General features: G+C 45.1%; 17 protein-coding genes and 4 pseudogenes. 18 read left to right on the top strand and 3 right to left on the bottom strand.

The features are described from left to right. Positions 1-31: 31 nt before the first annotated feature. Genes sppA through ACYF68_RS06800 form a run of 5 tightly spaced genes read left to right on the top strand, consistent with a single transcriptional unit; the run spans position 32 to position 4,269 of the window. Entirely contained in the window at positions 32-1,030 is a 999-nt protein-coding gene (gene sppA / locus ACYF68_RS06780) for a signal peptide peptidase SppA (RefSeq protein ID WP_461045980.1), read from the top strand. Positions 1,031-1,041: 11 nt separating this feature from the next. Then, on the top strand, positions 1,042-1,572 hold the full coding sequence (locus tag ACYF68_RS06785) for an RDD family protein (RefSeq protein WP_461045982.1): 531 nt from the start codon (positions 1,042-1,044) through the stop codon (positions 1,570-1,572). A 36-nt stretch (positions 1,573-1,608) separates the two neighbouring features. After that, positions 1,609-2,106, top strand: a complete 498-nt coding sequence (gene tpx, locus ACYF68_RS06790; protein ID WP_461045984.1) for a thiol peroxidase — start codon at positions 1,609-1,611, stop codon at positions 2,104-2,106. Positions 2,107-2,164: 58 nt separating this feature from the next. Continuing rightward, positions 2,165-3,061: a class I SAM-dependent methyltransferase gene (locus tag ACYF68_RS06795; RefSeq protein WP_461045986.1), complete on the top strand. Its 897-nt coding sequence runs from the start codon at positions 2,165-2,167 to the stop codon at positions 3,059-3,061. A gap of 17 nt (positions 3,062-3,078) precedes the next feature. After that, complete coding sequence (locus ACYF68_RS06800; protein WP_461045988.1) at positions 3,079-4,269, top strand: acetate kinase; 1,191 nt, start codon at positions 3,079-3,081, stop codon at positions 4,267-4,269. A 52-nt stretch (positions 4,270-4,321) separates the two neighbouring features. Here the strand turns inward: ACYF68_RS06800 and ACYF68_RS06805 are convergent, their stop codons facing one another. Next, complete coding sequence (locus tag ACYF68_RS06805) at positions 4,322-4,819, bottom strand: universal stress protein (protein WP_344702639.1); 498 nt, start codon at positions 4,817-4,819, stop codon at positions 4,322-4,324. A 167-nt stretch (positions 4,820-4,986) separates the two neighbouring features. Between ACYF68_RS06805 and ald the strand changes: the two genes are divergently transcribed. Further along, complete coding sequence (ald, locus tag ACYF68_RS06810; protein ID WP_461045990.1) at positions 4,987-6,099, top strand: alanine dehydrogenase; 1,113 nt, start codon at positions 4,987-4,989, stop codon at positions 6,097-6,099. Between the two features lie 91 nt (positions 6,100-6,190). Here the strand turns inward: ald and ACYF68_RS06815 are convergent, their stop codons facing one another. Then, complete coding sequence (locus ACYF68_RS06815; protein WP_461045991.1) at positions 6,191-6,769, bottom strand: hypothetical protein; 579 nt, start codon at positions 6,767-6,769, stop codon at positions 6,191-6,193. Positions 6,770-6,868: 99 nt separating this feature from the next. Here ACYF68_RS06815 and ACYF68_RS06820 point away from each other — a divergent pair, with 99 nt between their 5' ends. Together ACYF68_RS06820 and ACYF68_RS06825 are read left to right on the top strand one after the other, a co-directional pair. Continuing rightward, positions 6,869-7,558 (top strand): metal-dependent hydrolase, encoded by a 690-nt coding sequence (locus ACYF68_RS06820; RefSeq protein ID WP_461045993.1) that lies wholly within the window; start codon positions 6,869-6,871, stop codon positions 7,556-7,558. Between the two features lie 72 nt (positions 7,559-7,630). Further along, a complete protein-coding gene (locus ACYF68_RS06825; protein ID WP_461045994.1) occupies positions 7,631-8,896 on the top strand; it encodes a DRTGG domain-containing protein in 1,266 nt (421 codons plus the stop codon). Here ACYF68_RS06825 and ACYF68_RS06830 read toward each other — a convergent pair. Further along, positions 8,881-9,270: a YtpI family protein gene (locus tag ACYF68_RS06830; RefSeq protein ID WP_461045995.1), complete on the bottom strand. Its 390-nt coding sequence runs from the start codon at positions 9,268-9,270 to the stop codon at positions 8,881-8,883. The two genes, ACYF68_RS06825 and ACYF68_RS06830, sit on opposite strands and share 16 nt — an antisense overlap. A 75-nt stretch (positions 9,271-9,345) precedes the next feature. Between ACYF68_RS06830 and ACYF68_RS06835 the strand changes: the two genes are divergently transcribed. The 10 genes and pseudogenes from ACYF68_RS06835 (at position 9,346) to ACYF68_RS06880 (ending at position 17,014) form a co-directional block, all read left to right on the top strand. After that, positions 9,346-10,254: a DHH family phosphoesterase gene (locus tag ACYF68_RS06835; protein WP_461045997.1), complete on the top strand. Its 909-nt coding sequence runs from the start codon at positions 9,346-9,348 to the stop codon at positions 10,252-10,254. Further along, positions 10,245-10,307 carry a hypothetical protein gene (locus ACYF68_RS06840; RefSeq protein ID WP_461047519.1) on the top strand — a complete coding sequence of 21 codons (63 nt, stop codon included), beginning with the start codon at positions 10,245-10,247 and terminating at the stop codon, positions 10,305-10,307. The genes ACYF68_RS06835 and ACYF68_RS06840 overlap by 10 nt, the downstream gene beginning before the upstream one ends. Positions 10,308-10,465: 158 nt before the next feature. Next, a pseudogene (locus ACYF68_RS06845) lies at positions 10,466-11,104 on the top strand (PHP domain-containing protein); the annotation flags it as partial. Next, positions 11,062-11,727 (top strand): hypothetical protein, encoded by a 666-nt coding sequence (locus tag ACYF68_RS06850; protein ID WP_461045999.1) that lies wholly within the window; start codon positions 11,062-11,064, stop codon positions 11,725-11,727. The pseudogene ACYF68_RS06845 and the gene ACYF68_RS06850, both read left to right, overlap by 43 nt. Then, positions 11,610-12,341: pseudogene (locus ACYF68_RS06855) on the top strand (DNA polymerase III subunit alpha); the annotation flags it as partial. The gene ACYF68_RS06850 and the pseudogene ACYF68_RS06855, both read left to right, overlap by 118 nt. Next, positions 12,317-13,459, top strand: a complete 1,143-nt coding sequence (locus tag ACYF68_RS06860; protein ID WP_461046001.1) for a helix-hairpin-helix domain-containing protein — start codon at positions 12,317-12,319, stop codon at positions 13,457-13,459. The pseudogene ACYF68_RS06855 and the gene ACYF68_RS06860, both read left to right, overlap by 25 nt. 76 nt (positions 13,460-13,535) lie before the next feature. After that, positions 13,536-14,758, top strand: a pseudogene (ystJ, locus tag ACYF68_RS06865) (NADP-dependent malic enzyme). A 9-nt stretch (positions 14,759-14,767) separates the two neighbouring features. Next, positions 14,768-15,184, top strand: a complete 417-nt coding sequence (locus ACYF68_RS06870) for a FadR/GntR family transcriptional regulator (RefSeq protein WP_380569368.1) — start codon at positions 14,768-14,770, stop codon at positions 15,182-15,184. A gap of 22 nt (positions 15,185-15,206) precedes the next feature. Beyond that, the gene (gene accD, locus ACYF68_RS06875; RefSeq protein WP_461046003.1) at positions 15,207-16,058 is read left to right on the top strand and encodes an acetyl-CoA carboxylase, carboxyltransferase subunit beta; all 852 of its coding nucleotides are present in this window, start codon (positions 15,207-15,209) and stop codon (positions 16,056-16,058) included. Further along, positions 16,059-17,014 (top strand): annotated as a pseudogene (locus ACYF68_RS06880) (acetyl-CoA carboxylase carboxyltransferase subunit alpha). It begins immediately after the preceding gene. The last annotated feature ends 100 nt before the right edge of the window (positions 17,015-17,114 follow it).

Consider the following 17,114-nt stretch of genomic DNA (forward strand, 5'->3'; position numbering starts at 1 on the left):
GTATACAGCATATTCGGAAAGGAATGTTAAAATGAAACGTATAGTTGCGGTTGTAGTGGCATTGGCCTTGTTTTTCTTTGGCGTAATGGCTTCATTATTCAATGTTTTATGGGCCAGTGACTGGCAGGACACCATCAATGAATACACCAACAGTGAATTCCCGCCGTCCTTCGTCGTCGAAGAAGGCAACACCAGCAATAAGATTGCCATATTGAATATAGAAGGCACTATTATGGATACGGGTCCACAAGGCGTATTCAGCTCAGAAGCATATAACCATGAATTAACGATAGAAGCTTTGAAGGAAATCATCAGCAGTGACGATATAAAAGGCATACTCCTCAATGTCAATTCACCAGGTGGAGGAGTCTATGAGAGTGCAGAGATACATAAGTATCTGATGGAAGCTAAAGAAGCCGGCAAAACAATCTACAGTTCAATGGGCGGCATGGCAGCTTCCGGCGGCTATTACGTCTCGGCCCCCGCCGATAAGATTTTTGCTTCCGATGAGACGCTCACCGGTTCCATCGGTGTAATCATGCAGAGCATCAATTACAGTCAGCTTGCAGAGGATTACGGAGTAGAGTTTGAAACGTATGCCAGCGGAGATATGAAGGAAATGCTCAGCGGCCATAAAGACCCAAGCAAAGAAGAGCAGGAATATGTACAAAACATGGTCGACACCATGTACCAGGATTTCGTTGATGTAGTGGCTGAAGGACGGGGCATGGACCAGAAAAAAGTTGAGGAATTGGCCGATGGCCGGATTTATCTTGGCGAAGATGCAATGGAGAATGGTCTCGTAGATGAGATGGGTTATCTTGAAGATGCGATGGCATCAATGAAGGAGAGCATTGGAGGGAACCCTCAGATCATCGAGTACGGTCAAGGTCAGGGCAATCGACTCTCCCTTAATTATGGGGCTGCCAGCCTGATGGATCGCCTGATGGGGAAAACTGAAATCGCTCAGATTGAATCTCTATTAAAAAACAGACAGGGCATAGAACCTATGTACCTGTATGAGAAATAGGGGGTATGGACGTGGAACAGACTGCCAGGGATGACTTCAGAGAGACGGACACATTGAACAACAAACTGGACTATATGGCCACAGCGCATTTTTTCACAAGATTCATCAGCTACCTGATTGATATCATAGTGCTGTGGTCGGTTTCCCAGATCATCATATACCCAATTCTGAACGTGTTCGACATCAGAAACTTCCAAATATGGATTCCGCTTTTCAGCGCAGAAAACATTTTAAATGCGATGATCTACTTCGCCTACTTCATCCTTATGACGTATTACTTCAGGCAGACCCTAGGCAAAATGGTTACAGGCATCAGCGTGGTCTCGGAATTCGGGGAACGCCTTTCATTTGGCCAAGTCATATTCAGGGAACTGATCGGCCGCTATATCAGCAACCAGTTGTTCTATCTCCCATACTTGATTGTGCTGTTCACAAAGGATAGAATCGGACTGCACGACTACTTCGCAAACACGCATGTAGTCAAGAACAGCTACCAAGATTATAAAAATATGATTAAAGCACGCTATTTCAGGGAAGTCTAATATCAAGAGCAATCTACTTAGGAGGATGATTCATCAATGGCTAACGTTACTTTTAAAGGCAATCCAATGACATTGCGCGGTGAGCAGGTAAAGGTTGGAGACCAAGCCCCTGACTTTACCGTATTGAACACAGATCTTGAACAAGTCAGTCTCAATGATTTTAAAGGCAAGAAAAAATTGATCAGTGTAATACCATCAATAGACACTGGGGTATGCAGCACCCAGACCAAGACATTCAACGAACAGGCAACAAGCGTCGACAACGCTGCCGTCATAACCATTTCGAATGATCTGCCTTTTGCACAGAAAAGATGGACAGCTGATGAGGGATTGGAAAATGCAGTTACATTGAGTGACCATAGAGATTTATCATTCGGTGAAAATTACGGCGTAGTGATGGAGGAACTGAGACTTCTTGCGCGGAGCGTCTTCGTGCTTGATGAAAACGACAAGATCCAGTACGTCGAGTACGTTCCTGAAGGAACCGACCACCCTGATTACGACAAAGCGATTGAAGCATTAAAAGCATTGTAATATAATGTAGAAAGCATTTGGACTGCCGTTGGCAGTCCATATTTTATTGGGGGATAATATGGAGCAGACAAAAATGGAAAAAACATACCATAGATTGATTCAGGAGACAGACCGCCTGATAGAGAAGGACGAAGCGCTCTCAAGGCTTGAAGCATTGAGCGAAGCGCTGTTGACGGTTGAAGCGGAAGGCAGTATGGACGAGATGAGGAAAGCGTTCCAATTCGCTTATCTGCAACAGGCACAGAAAGAACCGGTTCAACCGAATCATCAGATGACACCAGACAGTCTCGGCTATTTGATATCTCATCTGATACAGCTGTTCAATGACGATTCCATCCGGATTCTGGACGCCGGTAGTGGAACCGGTCATTTATCAATGACGATGAAAGAACGCATGCCCGAAATTGAGTTGAACGGGATAGAAGTTGATCCAGTCCTGGCCCAGCTCAATGCAAATCTATGTGAATTCCTGAAGGTGCCAATGAATATCTATCCTCAAGACATCATAGAACCTTCTAGGGCAGGGGCAGTGGATGCAGCGGTCGGTGACCTTCCAGTAGGACATTATCCTCTTAATGTAGAGGGCTTTACAACAGCTTTTGATGAAGGTCGGAGCTACGCGCACCTATTGATGCTTGAAAGTGCCATGGCCTATGTGAAAGATGATGGAATTGGAGCATTCATCGTTCCTTCAGACATGCTTGAGAAGGATAATGAAACCATCAAGAAGTATCTATCAGAAGAAGCGACATTGTTGATGTTCCTGCATTTACCGAAAACAATTTTCAAGACTGAGAAGCAGCGGAAATCCATCATGGTCATCAAAAAGAAATTCTCTCCACTCAAAAACAATGAAGTGCTGATCGGCGAAGTGCCGGACTTTAAGAATGCCACACAGTTTAAAAACTTTTTGCAGCAGACCGAGTCATGGTATGATAGCTATGTTGGGAATTAAAGAATCAGGAGGGCGTTATGTCAAAGATTATAGCTATTAATGCAGGCAGCTCATCATTTAAATTCCAATTGTTTGAAATGCCTGAAGAAAAAGAGATAGCCAAAGGCCTTGTCGAGAGAATCGGCATGGACAATGGTATTTTTTCCATCACAGTGGATGGCCACAAAGACACATTGAACCAAAATTTCAGAGATCATGAAGAAGCCGTTCACCTCATGTTGAAGAAATTGGTTGAATATAATGTGATTAAGGATATAAATGATATAGATGCCAGTGGGCACCGTGTCGTCCATGGAGGCGAAGTTTTTGATGACTCGGTTCTGATAGATGATAAAGTCGTTCAAGAGATCCAGGATCTGAGTGAGTTGGCGCCGTTGCATAACCCAGCGAATTTGATGGGAATCAACGCGTTCAGGGAACTTCTGCCAAACGTGCCACACGTTGCTGTCTTCGATACGTCTTTCCATCAGACCATGGCAGAGAGTTCCTATTTATACAGCTTGCCTTACCACTATTATAAAGATTACGGTATCCGTAAATATGGCTTTCATGGTACAAGCCACAAATATGTAACCAAGCGGGCAAGTGAACTCTTGGATAGACCGCTTGATGAGTTGAGGCTAATCAGCTGCCACTTGGGAAATGGTGCCAGCATAGCGGCTGTGAAAGGCGGCGAGTCGATCGATACGTCAATGGGATTCACGCCATTGGCAGGCGTCACCATGGGTACACGCTCAGGTAATATAGACCCGGCACTCATTCCTTATATAATGGAAAAGACGGGTAAGTCCGCAGCAGAAGTACTCAATGTCTTGAATAAGGAATCAGGTCTACTCGGTGTAAGTGGGTTCTCAAGCGACCTACGTGATATCGAGAATGAAGCTCAAAAAGGCAATGAGAGGGCAGTCTTGGCACTCGAAGTGTTCGGCGAGAGAATCCACAAATATATGGGATCCTATGCCACACGCATGGGTGGTCTCGACGCGATAATATTCACAGCGGGGGTTGGAGAAAATTCCGATATTGTGCGTGCAAAAGTATTGGAGAACCTTGAATTCATGGGTGTCTATTTTGACCCGACCATGAACGACGTCCGTGGGGAAGAGAAGTTTCTCAACCACCCATATTCTCCTGTAAAAATAATCGTCATTCCAACAGATGAAGAAGTGATGATTGCACGGGATGTAGCCAGAATTACGGGCGTCTAGATAAAAGACTCCTGAAACCAATCGGTTTCAGGAGTCTTTTTACTTGATTGGATTACTTGTTTTCATTCATGAACTCTTCAGTGGCAACAACTGGTTCGAAATCATCAGGCAACGTCTCAGTTCTTACGACGAGTACATCACACGGCGCGTGACGGACAATTGCTTCAGATACGGAACCGATGATGAAGCGCTCAACAGCGTTGAGACCTGTAGCACCACACGCAATCAAATCTGCGCCGGTCTTTTTAACGGCTTTTTTAGGGATGATTGATTTTGGTGAGCCATAGTCGATTATCTTATCGACTTCAAGTACACCATTCTTCAATGCGAGATCTTCGTAACCATCCAGCAATTTTTGGGCAAAGTCATTGGCGCGTTGGGAAATCGTGCGGTCATAAGCTTCTACTGAAGCGAAAGAACGGGTATCGATGACGTTGATGATTGATAGTTTTGAATCATTCCGTTTTGCGATGTCGATTGCTTTATGGAATGCCCATTCAGCCTCTCTTGATCCATCAACCGCGATAAGGATGTTTTGATATTTAAGCATTTTGAGAACCCCTTTCGATGTGGTATCTTCTTCACATCAATTATATCACATTTTGAATATTTTATATATTCCTACATTAATAAAGTCATATTTACGTCATAACTTTTCGATATCTTTATGATACAATTAATGGGTTGAAACATTCAAAAATGAAAGGGGTTTCTAGAATGATTATTGGTGTTCCTAAAGAGATTAAAAACAACGAAAGCAGAGTCGGCCTGACACCCGGCGGTGTTCATGCCTTCGTCAAAGCAGGACATACAGTCAAGGTGGAGACGAATGCAGGAGGCGGTTCTTATTTCGAGGATGCCGACTACAGCAATGCAGGAGCTGAAATAGTCGATTCTGCGGCAGCGGCTTGGGATGTTGATATGGTGGTTAAAGTCAAAGAACCTTTGGCAGAGGAATTCGATTATTTCAAAGAGAATCTGATCCTATTCACATACCTCCACTTGGCACCTGAGACAAAACTTACAAAAGCGCTTTTAGATAAAAAAGTAACGGCAATCGCCTATGAGACGATACAACTGCCGGATGGTTCACTGCCGTTGCTTTCCCCTATGAGTGAAGTGGCTGGACGCATGGCGGCTCAAGTCGGTGCAGAGTACTTGCAGAAGATTAAGGGCGGTAAAGGTGTACTCTTAAGCGGAGTGCCAGGCGTCTCCCGCGGCAAGGTCACCATCATCGGTGGCGGAATGGCTGGAACCAATGCAGCTAAGATGGCAATTGGCCTGGGTGCAGAAGTGACGATTCTAGACCTTAACCCTAAGCGTTTGAGGGAACTCGACGATCTGTTTGGACGGGATGTCCAGACACTTATGTCTTCCCCTTTAAATATTGCACAGGCAGTGAAAGAAAGTGACCTTGTCATCGGCGCAGTACTGATCCCTGGAGCACGCGCACCTCGTCTTGTAAGTGAAGACATGATCAAATCGATGAATGCCGGTTCTGTCATCGTGGACATCGCAATCGATCAGGGTGGTATCTTCGAAACTACAGATAAAGTGACGACGCATGATGATCCGATCTACTTCAAGCACGAAGTCGTCCACTATGCAGTTGCGAACATGCCTGGTGCGGTGCCGCGTACATCTACAATCGCTTTGACGAATGCGACTATGGCTTATGGTCTGCAAATAGCGAATAAGGGCTGCAGTAAAGCAGTTGAAGATAACCCGACATTGATTGGCGGATTCAACACATACGCTGGCCATGTGACTTATAAAGCCGTTGCAGAAGCACAGGAACTAGAATATAAAGATGTAACAGAATTGCTGTAGCAACCAAATATTAAAATCAAAAATCCTCCGCCATAAAAAATGGCGGAGGATTTTTTTACCGTGTCCGGGCAACCTTTATCTTCTTATGGTTTCAGCCTGCAATGCAGACGACATCAAAAGGGATGGTGTCGACTAAAGCATTCCGCTGGTGTTCATCCTTCACCACAGGAATGATGGCGATCCGTTTCTTTGCATGGATCTTAAGTTTCGCAAGTGGCTGCAATGCAGCAAAGTCATCGATGTCTATGCCTCTCACATCGAACATGATTCCTGAAACATCAGCGTCTACCAGCTCATCCAATAGGCGACTTTGCAGAAAAGATGGCACACGGCTGAAACTCGGCCCTATTATAAGGTGCCGCTCACCCGTCTGTATGGATATTTCATCAAGAAATCTATGATTGATGTGATGATGATCATTTGTGAAGATCTGATCAGTAACGAAACCATCAGCTCCTTCTATCATGCGGATGCTTTCTATGACGAGGTTCTGTAGAAGGAAAGGATCATGTTCCTCCATATGGTTCAGGGAAACGAAATATTCCGTTTCGGGATGAAGGGCCCTCTTCATCGGAAGCAATGCGAGATTGGGTATGTCGAAATCATCTCTGGCAATGATTTCAGAGAGATGATTTTCAGATAATGTATGGTTGCGCCTAATTGTCTTCATTTGATTCACCTCATGAAAATTGTATCATAAATATGAATGGTTGCCGCGGTTTTAGGGTATAGTGAAATCATATGATATTCATTTAGGAGGAATAGGATTATGGAACTCAGTTATCATGGACATTCAATCATCCAACTTGAAAATGAAGGTTCTAAAATGATTGTCGATCCATTCATTAACGGCAATGAATTGACGGATCTGAAAGTTGAGGATGTAAAAGTTGACTACATCGTATTGACCCATGGGCATAATGACCACGTCGGTGATACTGTGGAGATTGCCAAAGCCAATAACGCGACCGTGGTTGCCCCTGTAGAGTTGGCGGATTATCTGTCAGGGCAAGGTGTGGAAGCTATTGGGATGAATATTGGCGGTAAAAAATCATTTGAATTTGGAACAGTCAAATATGTCCATGCATTCCACAGCTCCAGCTTTACAGAGGAAAATGGAAATGCAATATATACAGGCATGCCGACAGGCATCATTATTGAAGCAGGCGGCAAAAAAATCTATCATCTTGGGGATACCGGGATATTCGGCGACATGAAACTCATCACGGAACTCAATGGCCCGTTCGATGTTGCCTTTGTTCCAATCGGCGACCATTTTACAATGGGCATCGATGATGCTTCCCATGCAGTAAATGAATTCATCAAACCAGACGTCACAGTTCCCGTTCACTACAATACATTCCCGCCAATCAAGCAGGACGCGCAGGCATTTGCAGATAAAGTGGAAGGAGATTGCCAGACACTGGCAGCAGGTCAAGCTGTAGCGTTCAAGTCATAAATTTTAGATGTAATGGCGCGTCAGGGGCAGGCTTCTGCCCCTTTTTTATAAAGCAGGCAGTGGAGGTAAAGAATGTCAAAACATGATGAAATCATAGATTATATATATCGCCTGCCGGAAGGTGCCAAAATTTCCGTGCGGCGAGTATCTGCCTATTTGGGTGTTTCAGACGGCACCAGTTATAGGGCAATTAAAGATGCTGAAAAAGAAGGTCTTGTAAAGACCATAGAGCGCGTGGGCACGATAAGGGTTGCGCCGAAAGAGGAATACATAGAAGGGAAACTGAGTTTTGAACAGGTGAATCGGGTGATTGAAGGTACCGTCCTGGCTGGTTCGGAAGGGCTTGATGGAGAAATCAGCAGATTCATCATAGGTGCGATGCGTACCGAAGCCCTCGAGACATACCTCGAGGAAGGTGCGCTCCTCATCGTGGGAAATCGTGAAGATGCCCAGCGGAAAGCATTGGAAAACCATTCGGGTATTCTGATTACTGGGGGGTTTGGTGCCGATCCGAAAATATTGGAGCGGGCGGACGCATTCAAGCTCCCTGTCCTGTCGACGACTTCTGACACATTTACTGTTGCGTCGGCCATACAGCGTGAATTGTACAACAGGTTCATGACGACCAATGTCATTACTGCTGCCGACCTTCTGGTGCGTCAGGAGGAATATGTGTATGATATTAAAAATGATTTTGGGAAGGACTTTTATCCGGCAGATAAGGTAACGATTATTTTAGAGGAAGGATTTTATCTGGGCCTCATCCGTTCTAAAGACCTCATGAAATTGAGGGAGGATGGACCGGAAGGCCTAGTATTCGATGCCTCAGCAAGACCACAGAGTACAATCCAGCGCCTACGTCAAGCTATGAGTTGGCACCACCTCAACATCATCCCGATTATTGACGAGGATGGCAGATGGCTCGGGGTTGTAGATAGGAGGGATGTATTCAAGCAAAGGGAGCTGCAGAAACCTGAAGGTCTGTCCTCAGCAGAACCAGACATCGGCAGAAATGTGCATATAGATGACAATAGACTCCATATTAAAGTCATGCCGTTCTTGACTGATGAACATGGCAGTATGGTACAGTCCGAGTTCATCAGACTTATGGAGCGTCTGATAGATGCGATGCTCAAGGAGAGGAATATAGAAAGCTATCACATAGATACGATGAACATCATGAATATGAAGCTGATGCAATTGAACCAGGAACTTGTGATAGAAGGAGAAGTCCTTGATGCTGGGGAGCAGTTCCTTAGGATGGAAGTCATCGCTAGGGCAAATGGAGAGATTCACATGAAAGCCGTGCTGCTGATTCAGCATTATAAAGAAAAATAGACAAGTGAACTCACTTGTCTATTTTCCATTATGCCCAGATTTACGATTGAACTCCGCCAAGCCTTCTCCTCTATGGGGAGATTTCCTTTGAAGTATTTTCGTGCAGCATTGAAGTGCCATACATTGTAGAGGCCGATGATGATGAACAGGCTACCGACTATATATGATACTGCCGACGAAAATTGTATGATTGTATTAAGGCCGAAGACAGCGATCAACAACCCGAGCCAGATTCTCGATATGCTGTTGAAATACGCCTTTCTGACGTCCCGTTCCGTCCTGATCTTCCTGACCTTATAGAGCAGGAACATAAAAAAGCTCAGGAGCAGCAGCGTGACCAGAAAGGATACTGCAATCTGATAGGATGTTTCCATCGTTACAACTCCATTCCAATATGTAGTATAATTTATTATACGAAACAAGTAAATCCAAATAAGGGAGAATGAGAATTGTTCACAGAATATATAAATGGATACCCGACTCTAAAGGACAACTATAAGGCGTTGATAAACAAGATCAACACCTATGACGAAATCATCATATTGAGGCATGTGAGACCGGATCCTGATGCGATAGGCGCCCAACTTGGGTTGAAATCCATCATCCAGCATATGTTCCCCAATAAGAAAGTGGCGGCTCTCGGCGAGACTGAACCTTCCCTTTCTTTTCTCGGGGAAATGGACACTGCCGTGGCCGTGGATCAGCCACTTGTCATTGTAGTGGATACGGCCAACACTGATCGGATTGATGGGGATGTATCCATGGGTGCTGAAGTGATCAAGATAGACCATCATCCAAACCACAATCCTTATGGCACGATCAATATCGTTGAAACGGGTGTGTCATCCACTTCCGAACTCATTTTTCTGCTGGCCTCGGCATGGGGATTCGACAACGACTATATCAATGATGAGTCGGCACGTCTCCTGTTTGCCGGAATCGTTGGTGATACCGGCAGATTTCTTTTCAATAACACTACAGAATTGACCCATAAGGTCGCAGCCGAACTTAAACGGTTCAATTTTGAAGCCGCCAAGGACATGAATGAAATGAATAAGCAGAGCCTGGAACAATTCAAGTTCAAAGGTCATCTTATCGAGGCATTCAAAATCACCGATAAAGGTGTACTGTCTATTTACATAGACGAACCTACATTGGAAAAGTACGGTTTATCAAGTAACGAGGCGAGTATGCATGTCAACATCTACCGTGAAATCGATGAAGCCAAAATATGGTTTATGGCCATCGAGGAAAATGATGAGATCCGCGTAAGATTACGTGCCAAGGACACCGTCATCAACGACGTGGCAGAACGGTTCGGGGAGGCGGGCACCCTCTCGCAAGTGGAATCACATTGAAGGAGAAGGAAGAAGTCCAGGAACTGATCAAAGCGTTGGAGAGTAAACTGTAGAAAGGGTTTTGCCGAATGATCAATTTAAATGTGCATAGCTGCTACGAATTTCTGGACAGCAATATCAAGATCGGCCCGCTTCTTGATAAAATTTCAGAGACGGCCAAAAGGCAGTTGCACTTACTGATTTCAATCGTCTACATGGTGTATATGAGTTCTATACCCATGCGTCGAAGTCTGGCATTAAACCCTTGATCGGGATGGAGATTTCTGCGGATGATCAGATGTCGGGCATCCCGTTGGTACTCATCGCTAAAGATATTAGAGGCTATAAGGAACTGATCCGCCTTTCCGCCATGCTTTCCTATAAGAACCTGGAATTCACACCGGTCCAATACCTCAATAACAATATCCAATCGTGTGTAGCAATCGCAAAGAATGGGCAAGGCATCCCACTTTTGGATGGCATGGCCATAAAACCTGAGGATAAATACATATCCCACCACCTGTCACATCCGGAGTATAGGACGGTCTTCATCAATCCGGCCCACTACATGAAGCCTGAAGACCTGCCGGTACGGGTTACATTGAACGCAATACGGGATAATGAGAAGTTGGATACGGCCTCCATGCATAACGCCACGGGGCCCGATCATATCAAGGTGTTTTCGGATCTCACTGAGATTGAAGCTTCCCACCTTGAAAACAATCAACGCCTCGTAGAGAAGTGCAATGTCGAAATACCAAGGACGGAACGGACTTTGCCACATTTCCCCATCCCCAGAATGAAGATTCAAAATCCTTTCTATGGCACATGCTGCAAAAACAGCTTGAATCCAAGACGGATGGTGGAATAGCCTATAGAAAACGGCTCGAGTATGAATATGGTGTCATCGTGGATATGGGATATGAAGACTATTTTTTGATTGTGCAGGATGCAATCAACCATGCAAAACGGAATGGGATTTATGTAGGACCAGGACGGGGTTCCTCAAGTGCAAGCCTTGTATCCTACCTGCTGAACATTACTGAAGTCGACCCGCTTCAGTATAATCTGCTATTCGAACGCTTCCTCAACCCTGCACGTGTGACGATGCCTGATATCGATATTGATTTTGAGGATGCCAGACGTGACGAGGTAGTCGATTATCTGATTGAGAAGTACGGTACGATGAATGTGGCGCATATAGTCACGTATGGAACGTTGAGCGCCAAGATGGCAGCGCGTGATGTGGGCAGGGTGCTCGGTTTTAAAGAGGATGAACTGAAAATGATTTCAGGACTTATTCCAGAAACCCCTGGGCGAAACTCCAGGAGGCTTTTCAGAAAGATGCGTTCCGGTCGCTTTCAGAAGCGGATTCCAAGTATGATACATATGCGAGCCTGTGTAAAAGGATTGAAGGATTGCCGCGGCATACATCCACCCATGCTGCCGGCATACTGCTCAGTGCAGAACGCCTTACCGAAAATATCCCGGTGACCTTCAGTGACGGACACACTTTGAGTCAGTGGACGATGAATGAGGTGGAGCCTTCAGGACTGCTGAAGATAGATGTTCTGGGGTTGAGAAATCTGACGTTGCTGAAGTTTATGGTCAATAAAATACAAAAATCCGGAATATCATTCAACTTGGATGAAATTCCGGATGATGATCCGGCAGTCTATCGGCTGCTTGGTAAGGGGATGACCATCGGCATCTTCCAGCTGGAATCGGATGGCATAAGCAAAGTAATCAGGGAAATGCAGCCTGAGGGCTTTCTTGACCTTGTCGCAGTAATCGCTTTGTACCGGCCGGGGCCGATGAAGGAAATTCCGAATTTCATCGCCGGGAAGCAGAAACCAGACGCAGTCAGATATCCGCATGAAGACATTGAAGATATACTCAAAGAGACATATGGCGTCATCGTCTATCAGGAACAGATCATGCAGATCGCTTCAAGGATTGCAGGCTACAGCTATGCGGAGGCGGATATATTGAGGCGCGCAATGAGTAAAAAGGATAGGGAGACGCTTGAACATGAAAGGGGTCGCTTTGAGAAGGGGCAGAAAGTAAGGGGTACGCGAGTCAGGTGGGCCATCATATCTTCAACCTGATCTTGGAGTTCGCCGACTACGGATTCCCGAAAAGCCACGCGGTGGCCTACAGTCGGATATCCTACATCCTTGCCTACATCAAAACCCACTATCCCGAAGTGTTCTATTCAGTTATACTCACCCATCATTTCGGCAATGAACATAAGGTCAACCAGACCGTAAGTGAGATCAAGCGGCGTAGAATTCCGTTATACCTTCCGAACATCAACAGTTCCCTATGGAATAACAGAAGCGATGAAGGCATAGAACTCGGTTTCTCGATGATTAAAGGCGTCACTTACCGTCATGCCGAGGCAATTATAAAAGAGCGTGAAAACGGCCCATTCAGTGATATATATGATTTGAAGACTAGAGTGCAGGATGTCAACCTGGATAGGAAAGTGCTCACGCGGCTCGTCCAGTCGGGTGCTTTGGATGTCTTTGAGGAGAATAGAAAAACGCTCCTCAATACGCTCCCCATGCTTGATGAATTGAATGCCGAAGAATATGCTCATGATTCGTTCCTCAGTACACTGGGCTTCAATATAAAGAAAGAGTACCACCACGCTGCTGAAATGAATGACATGGAGAAGGTGGAGGGAGAGAAGGATGTGTTCGGATTCTACCTCTCCGATCATCCCGTCATAGCACTGAGGAAATCACTCCAATTCATCCCGTTCAACCTTCTCAATCAAAGTAAGGGGATCTATCTCGTCTTTTTGGACGACATTAAAGTAATCCGGACGAAAAATGGACAGAATATGGCGTTCGTCAAACTCACCGATGGGCTTCATGAAATGGAGGGAGTCGTTTTCCCGAAGGTCTATTTCAATGTCCATCGGAATTTGACGAGACAGATTGCTGTCGTGGAGGGAAGGGTAGAAACGCGCAGATCACGTCAACAACTCATCGTCGACTCACTGGAAACCGTAGAGGCTTTCAAAAAGATATACTATGAGCGGGCAAAACAGATTGTCATCCGCAATGCCCATGCTTACAATCTGACTGGTTTCATGGGTGAATCGGGCATACCGATTAAAGATTTTGACAAGAAGAAGATAATTGGCAAAATGGGAAAAGAGAGTATTGATGGTATATTGGAAGCGGTTAAGGTAGCCGATATACGTATATTGAATTAAAGAAGTTGTCATGTAAAACTGATAATGTTACTATATTTATATTGCGGTGGTATGACCACTAAGAAAGGGAGATTATATGTCCTTGAGAGATGATGCACTAGAGATGCACAGGGAAAACCAAGGAAAGTTAGCAGTAAATTCAAAAGTGGAGATTAAAGACAGGGAAGCCTTGAGCCTGGCATATTCACCAGGCGTGGCTGAACCATGTAAAGAAATATATGAAGACGAACGCACAGTATTCGATTATACGATTAAGAGTAATACTGTCGGCGTCGTTACGGATGGTTCCGCCGTGTTAGGCTTGGGGAACATAGGCGCTATGGCAAGTTTACCTGTAATGGAAGGTAAGAGCGCACTCTTTAAGAACTTTGCTGGAGTGGACTCCTTTCCGATTGCACTCAATACCAATGACGTCGATGAAATCGTGAACACGGTCAAACTGATGACACCGGTTTTTGGCGGTATCAACCTAGAAGATATTTCAGCGCCTAGATGTTTTGAAATTGAAGAACGTCTGGGACGCGAGACCGATATACCTGTTTTCCATGATGATCAACACGGTACGGCAATCGTCACCTTGAGCGGTCTGATGAACGCCCTTAAACTCTCGGGAAATCTTTGAACCAGATTAAAGTTGTCTTGAATGGAGCAGGTGCAGCAGGTGTGGCGATCATAAAACTTCTGCACAGCTTTGGTGTAAAGGAAATGATCATGTGTGATTCCCGCGGCGCCATCTTTGAAGGTCGTGAAGCAGGGATGAACGACATCAAGCACGAAGTGAGCAAGTTCAGCAACCACCACCATAAAAAAGGCGAACTGGCTGATGTGATTGAAGGAGCGGATGTCTTCATCGGTGTTTCTGTGGAAGGTGCCCTGACTGCCGAGATGGTCAAGACAATGGCAGAAGATCCGATCATTTTTGCCATGGCCAATCCAAATCCTGAAATTATGCCTGATGAGGCGAAAGCTGCCGGAGCTCTTGTAGTCGGTACAGGACGAAGTGATTTTCCGAATCAAATCAACAATGTGCTTGCTTTCCCAGGCATCTTCAGGGGTGCGCTTGATGTTCGGGCGACACATATAAATGACGAGATGAAAAAGGCTGCCGTCCTTGCTATTGCGGAACTGATCGAAGAAGATAAGTTGCATGCCGAAAACGTCATCCCGGAACCTTTCAATAAGGAAGTTGCACCAAGTGTAGCGAGGGCTGTGGCGAAAGCGGCCATGCAGACGGGTGTCAGCCGCATTAAAGTCGATCCTGAAGACATCTATCAGAAAGCACGCAGTTTGACGCTGTGATCCTATAAGATGACTGAGAAAAAAGGTTTGGAAAACATTATTGAAGAGATCCACAATGTCATCGAAAAGGAAGAGATACAAGTAGGTGGAAAGCTGCCCAGCGAGAGGTATCTGAGAGATGAATTGAATGTCAGCAGGCAAAGCGTAAGAGAAGCACTCAGAGCGCTTGAACTGCTTGGCATCATTTATGTGAAGCGGGGCGAGGGCACCTTTCTTGCTGATATTGATAACCATCAGCTGTTTCAGCTAATCGGCAAATATCTCATCAAATCAGAACGTCAACAGAACGAAATCATAGAGATTAAAGAAATGATAGAAGGATATGTCAGTGAAAAGAATGGAAATGCTGATGTACTAGAAGACGACAACATTATAATGAAGAAAATCTATGTGCTGCTCGATAAATATTCACAGGCATTCAAATAATAAAGAAAACAGGGAGTTTAATATGCTGAAAGACTTGTTCTCTAAACTGAATAAAAAAGTCAATGAAACAGACCGTAATGATGGCACTTTTGAAAAAAATGAATCCATCATGACAAAATGTCCAAGCTGCAAGAAGATATTATATTCAAAAGACTTATATAAACGTCTTAATGTATGTGCCAACTGTAGCCATCATCTGCCTATTTCAGCACAGGACCGTCTGGAAGCGTTGATGGATGAAGGGGAAGTCGATCTGTTGTTCCAGGACATCACATCTGCCAATCCATTAAACTTCCCTAATTATGAAGCTAAGATTTCGAAGGATAAGGAAAAGACGGGACTGAATGAAGCGGTGTTATGTGCAGATGGAAACATCGAAGGAGAGCGCGCCGTTGTAGCCGTCATGGATGCTCGCTTCAGGATGGGCAGCATGGGTTCTGCAGTCGGCGAAATACTCGCCCGTGCTTTCGGGTATGCAACAGAACACAGGTTACCTGTCATCATCTTCACAGCCAGTGGAGGCGCACGTATGCAGGAGGGCATCATTTCGCTGATGCAGATGGCTAAAGTCAGTGTGGCGATAGAGCGCCACAATAATGCAGGTCTGCTCTACATCTCCTATATGACCAACCCTACAACAGGAGGGGTATCTGCAAGTTTCGCCTCAGTCGGCGACATAAACTTGGCAGAAAAAGGTGCACTGATCGGGTTTGCCGGCAGGCGCGTCATCCAGGAAACGATCAAGGAGAAACTGCCGGATGATTTCCAGACTGCTGAATTCCTTTTAAAACATGGACAGCTGGACGAAGTTTTAGACAGACGGGATATGAAAGATTATCTCGGACGAATCCTGAAATTGCATAGTGGGGTGTAGATGGGAATGTTCGATTTTGAAAAACCAATCTATGAATTGGAAGAGAAGATTGAAGAATTGGAAAAATATGCAGCAAAAAATAAAGTGGACCTCACAAAGGAAGTCAGTTTTTTGGAGAAAAAGGTCAACGATAAAAAAAATGAAATTTACGATAACCTCACTCCCTGGCAGCGTGTGGAGATTGCAAGATATATAAAACGTCCAACCACCTACGACTATATCGAAGCTTTGTTTGAAGAATTTACGGAGTTCTATGGTGACCGCGTACATAATGATGACCCTGCCATTGTAGGAGGTATTGCTTCCTACAAAGGGCGCCCTGTGACGGTCATCGGACATCAACGCGGCCGGGATACAAAGGGAACATCCACCGTAACTTCGGCATGGCCCACCCCGATGGATACCGTAAGGCGCTTCGCCTGATGAAGCAGGCCGACAAATTCAACCGCCCAATCATCTGTTTTATCGATACTAAAGGTGCATACCCAGGTAAAGCCGCTGAAGAACGGGGACAGAGTGAATCGATCGCACGCAATCTTGTCGAAATGGCAGGACTCCATGTACCGGTCATAAGCGTCGTCATCGGAGAAGGGGGTTCAGGTGGAGCGCTGGGACTTGGGGTATGCAACCGCCTGATCATGCTGGAGAATGCGACATATTCTGTAATCTCACCAGAAGGCGCTGCGAGCATCCTGTTCAAAGATGCGTCATTGAAGGAGATTGCTGCAGAATCATTGAAGATAACAGCAGCCGACCTGAAATCGTTCGGCATAGCGGATGCGGTGATAGAAGAACCTCAAGGTGGTGCCCATAACGACAGGGATCAGGTATTTGAGAATCTTGATGGAATCTTGAGAGAACATCTCGAAGGGCTCCTTGTACTTGATCGCGAAGAGATGGTAGCCGACCGCTACGATAAATATGTGAATATCGGGATATATGATGAACAGCTTTAATTTCAAGCTGTTCATTTTTTTGGTTTCATAAAACGGTTTCATCAACCTTAATGATGGATAAGGGATATAAGTTATGCTATTTTAAAAATAAGAGATTGTT

Source organism: Salinicoccus sp. CNSTN-B1 (assembly GCF_054792835.1).

What these genes read in the sequence shown, in the direction of transcription:
- sppA (WP_461045980.1), top strand. Translation starts at nt 32, where the DNA reads ATGAAACGTATAGTTGCGGTTGTAGTGGCATTGGCCTTGTTTTTCTTT.
- tpx (WP_461045984.1), top strand. Translation starts at nt 1,609, where the DNA reads ATGGCTAACGTTACTTTTAAAGGCAATCCAATGACATTGCGCGGTGAG.
- ACYF68_RS06795 (WP_461045986.1), top strand. Translation starts at nt 2,165, where the DNA reads ATGGAGCAGACAAAAATGGAAAAAACATACCATAGATTGATTCAGGAG.
- ACYF68_RS06800 (WP_461045988.1), top strand. Translation starts at nt 3,079, where the DNA reads ATGTCAAAGATTATAGCTATTAATGCAGGCAGCTCATCATTTAAATTC.
- ACYF68_RS06805 (WP_344702639.1), bottom strand. Translation starts at nt 4,819, where the DNA reads ATGCTTAAATATCAAAACATCCTTATCGCGGTTGATGGATCAAGAGAG.
- ald (WP_461045990.1), top strand. Translation starts at nt 4,987, where the DNA reads ATGATTATTGGTGTTCCTAAAGAGATTAAAAACAACGAAAGCAGAGTC.
- ACYF68_RS06815 (WP_461045991.1), bottom strand. Translation starts at nt 6,769, where the DNA reads ATGAAGACAATTAGGCGCAACCATACATTATCTGAAAATCATCTCTCT.
- ACYF68_RS06820 (WP_461045993.1), top strand. Translation starts at nt 6,869, where the DNA reads ATGGAACTCAGTTATCATGGACATTCAATCATCCAACTTGAAAATGAA.
- ACYF68_RS06825 (WP_461045994.1), top strand. Translation starts at nt 7,631, where the DNA reads ATGTCAAAACATGATGAAATCATAGATTATATATATCGCCTGCCGGAA.
- ACYF68_RS06830 (WP_461045995.1), bottom strand. Translation starts at nt 9,270, where the DNA reads ATGGAAACATCCTATCAGATTGCAGTATCCTTTCTGGTCACGCTGCTG.
- ACYF68_RS06850 (WP_461045999.1), top strand. Translation starts at nt 11,062, where the DNA reads ATGCTGCAAAAACAGCTTGAATCCAAGACGGATGGTGGAATAGCCTAT.
- ACYF68_RS06870 (WP_380569368.1), top strand. Translation starts at nt 14,768, where the DNA reads ATGACTGAGAAAAAAGGTTTGGAAAACATTATTGAAGAGATCCACAAT.
- accD (WP_461046003.1), top strand. Translation starts at nt 15,207, where the DNA reads ATGCTGAAAGACTTGTTCTCTAAACTGAATAAAAAAGTCAATGAAACA.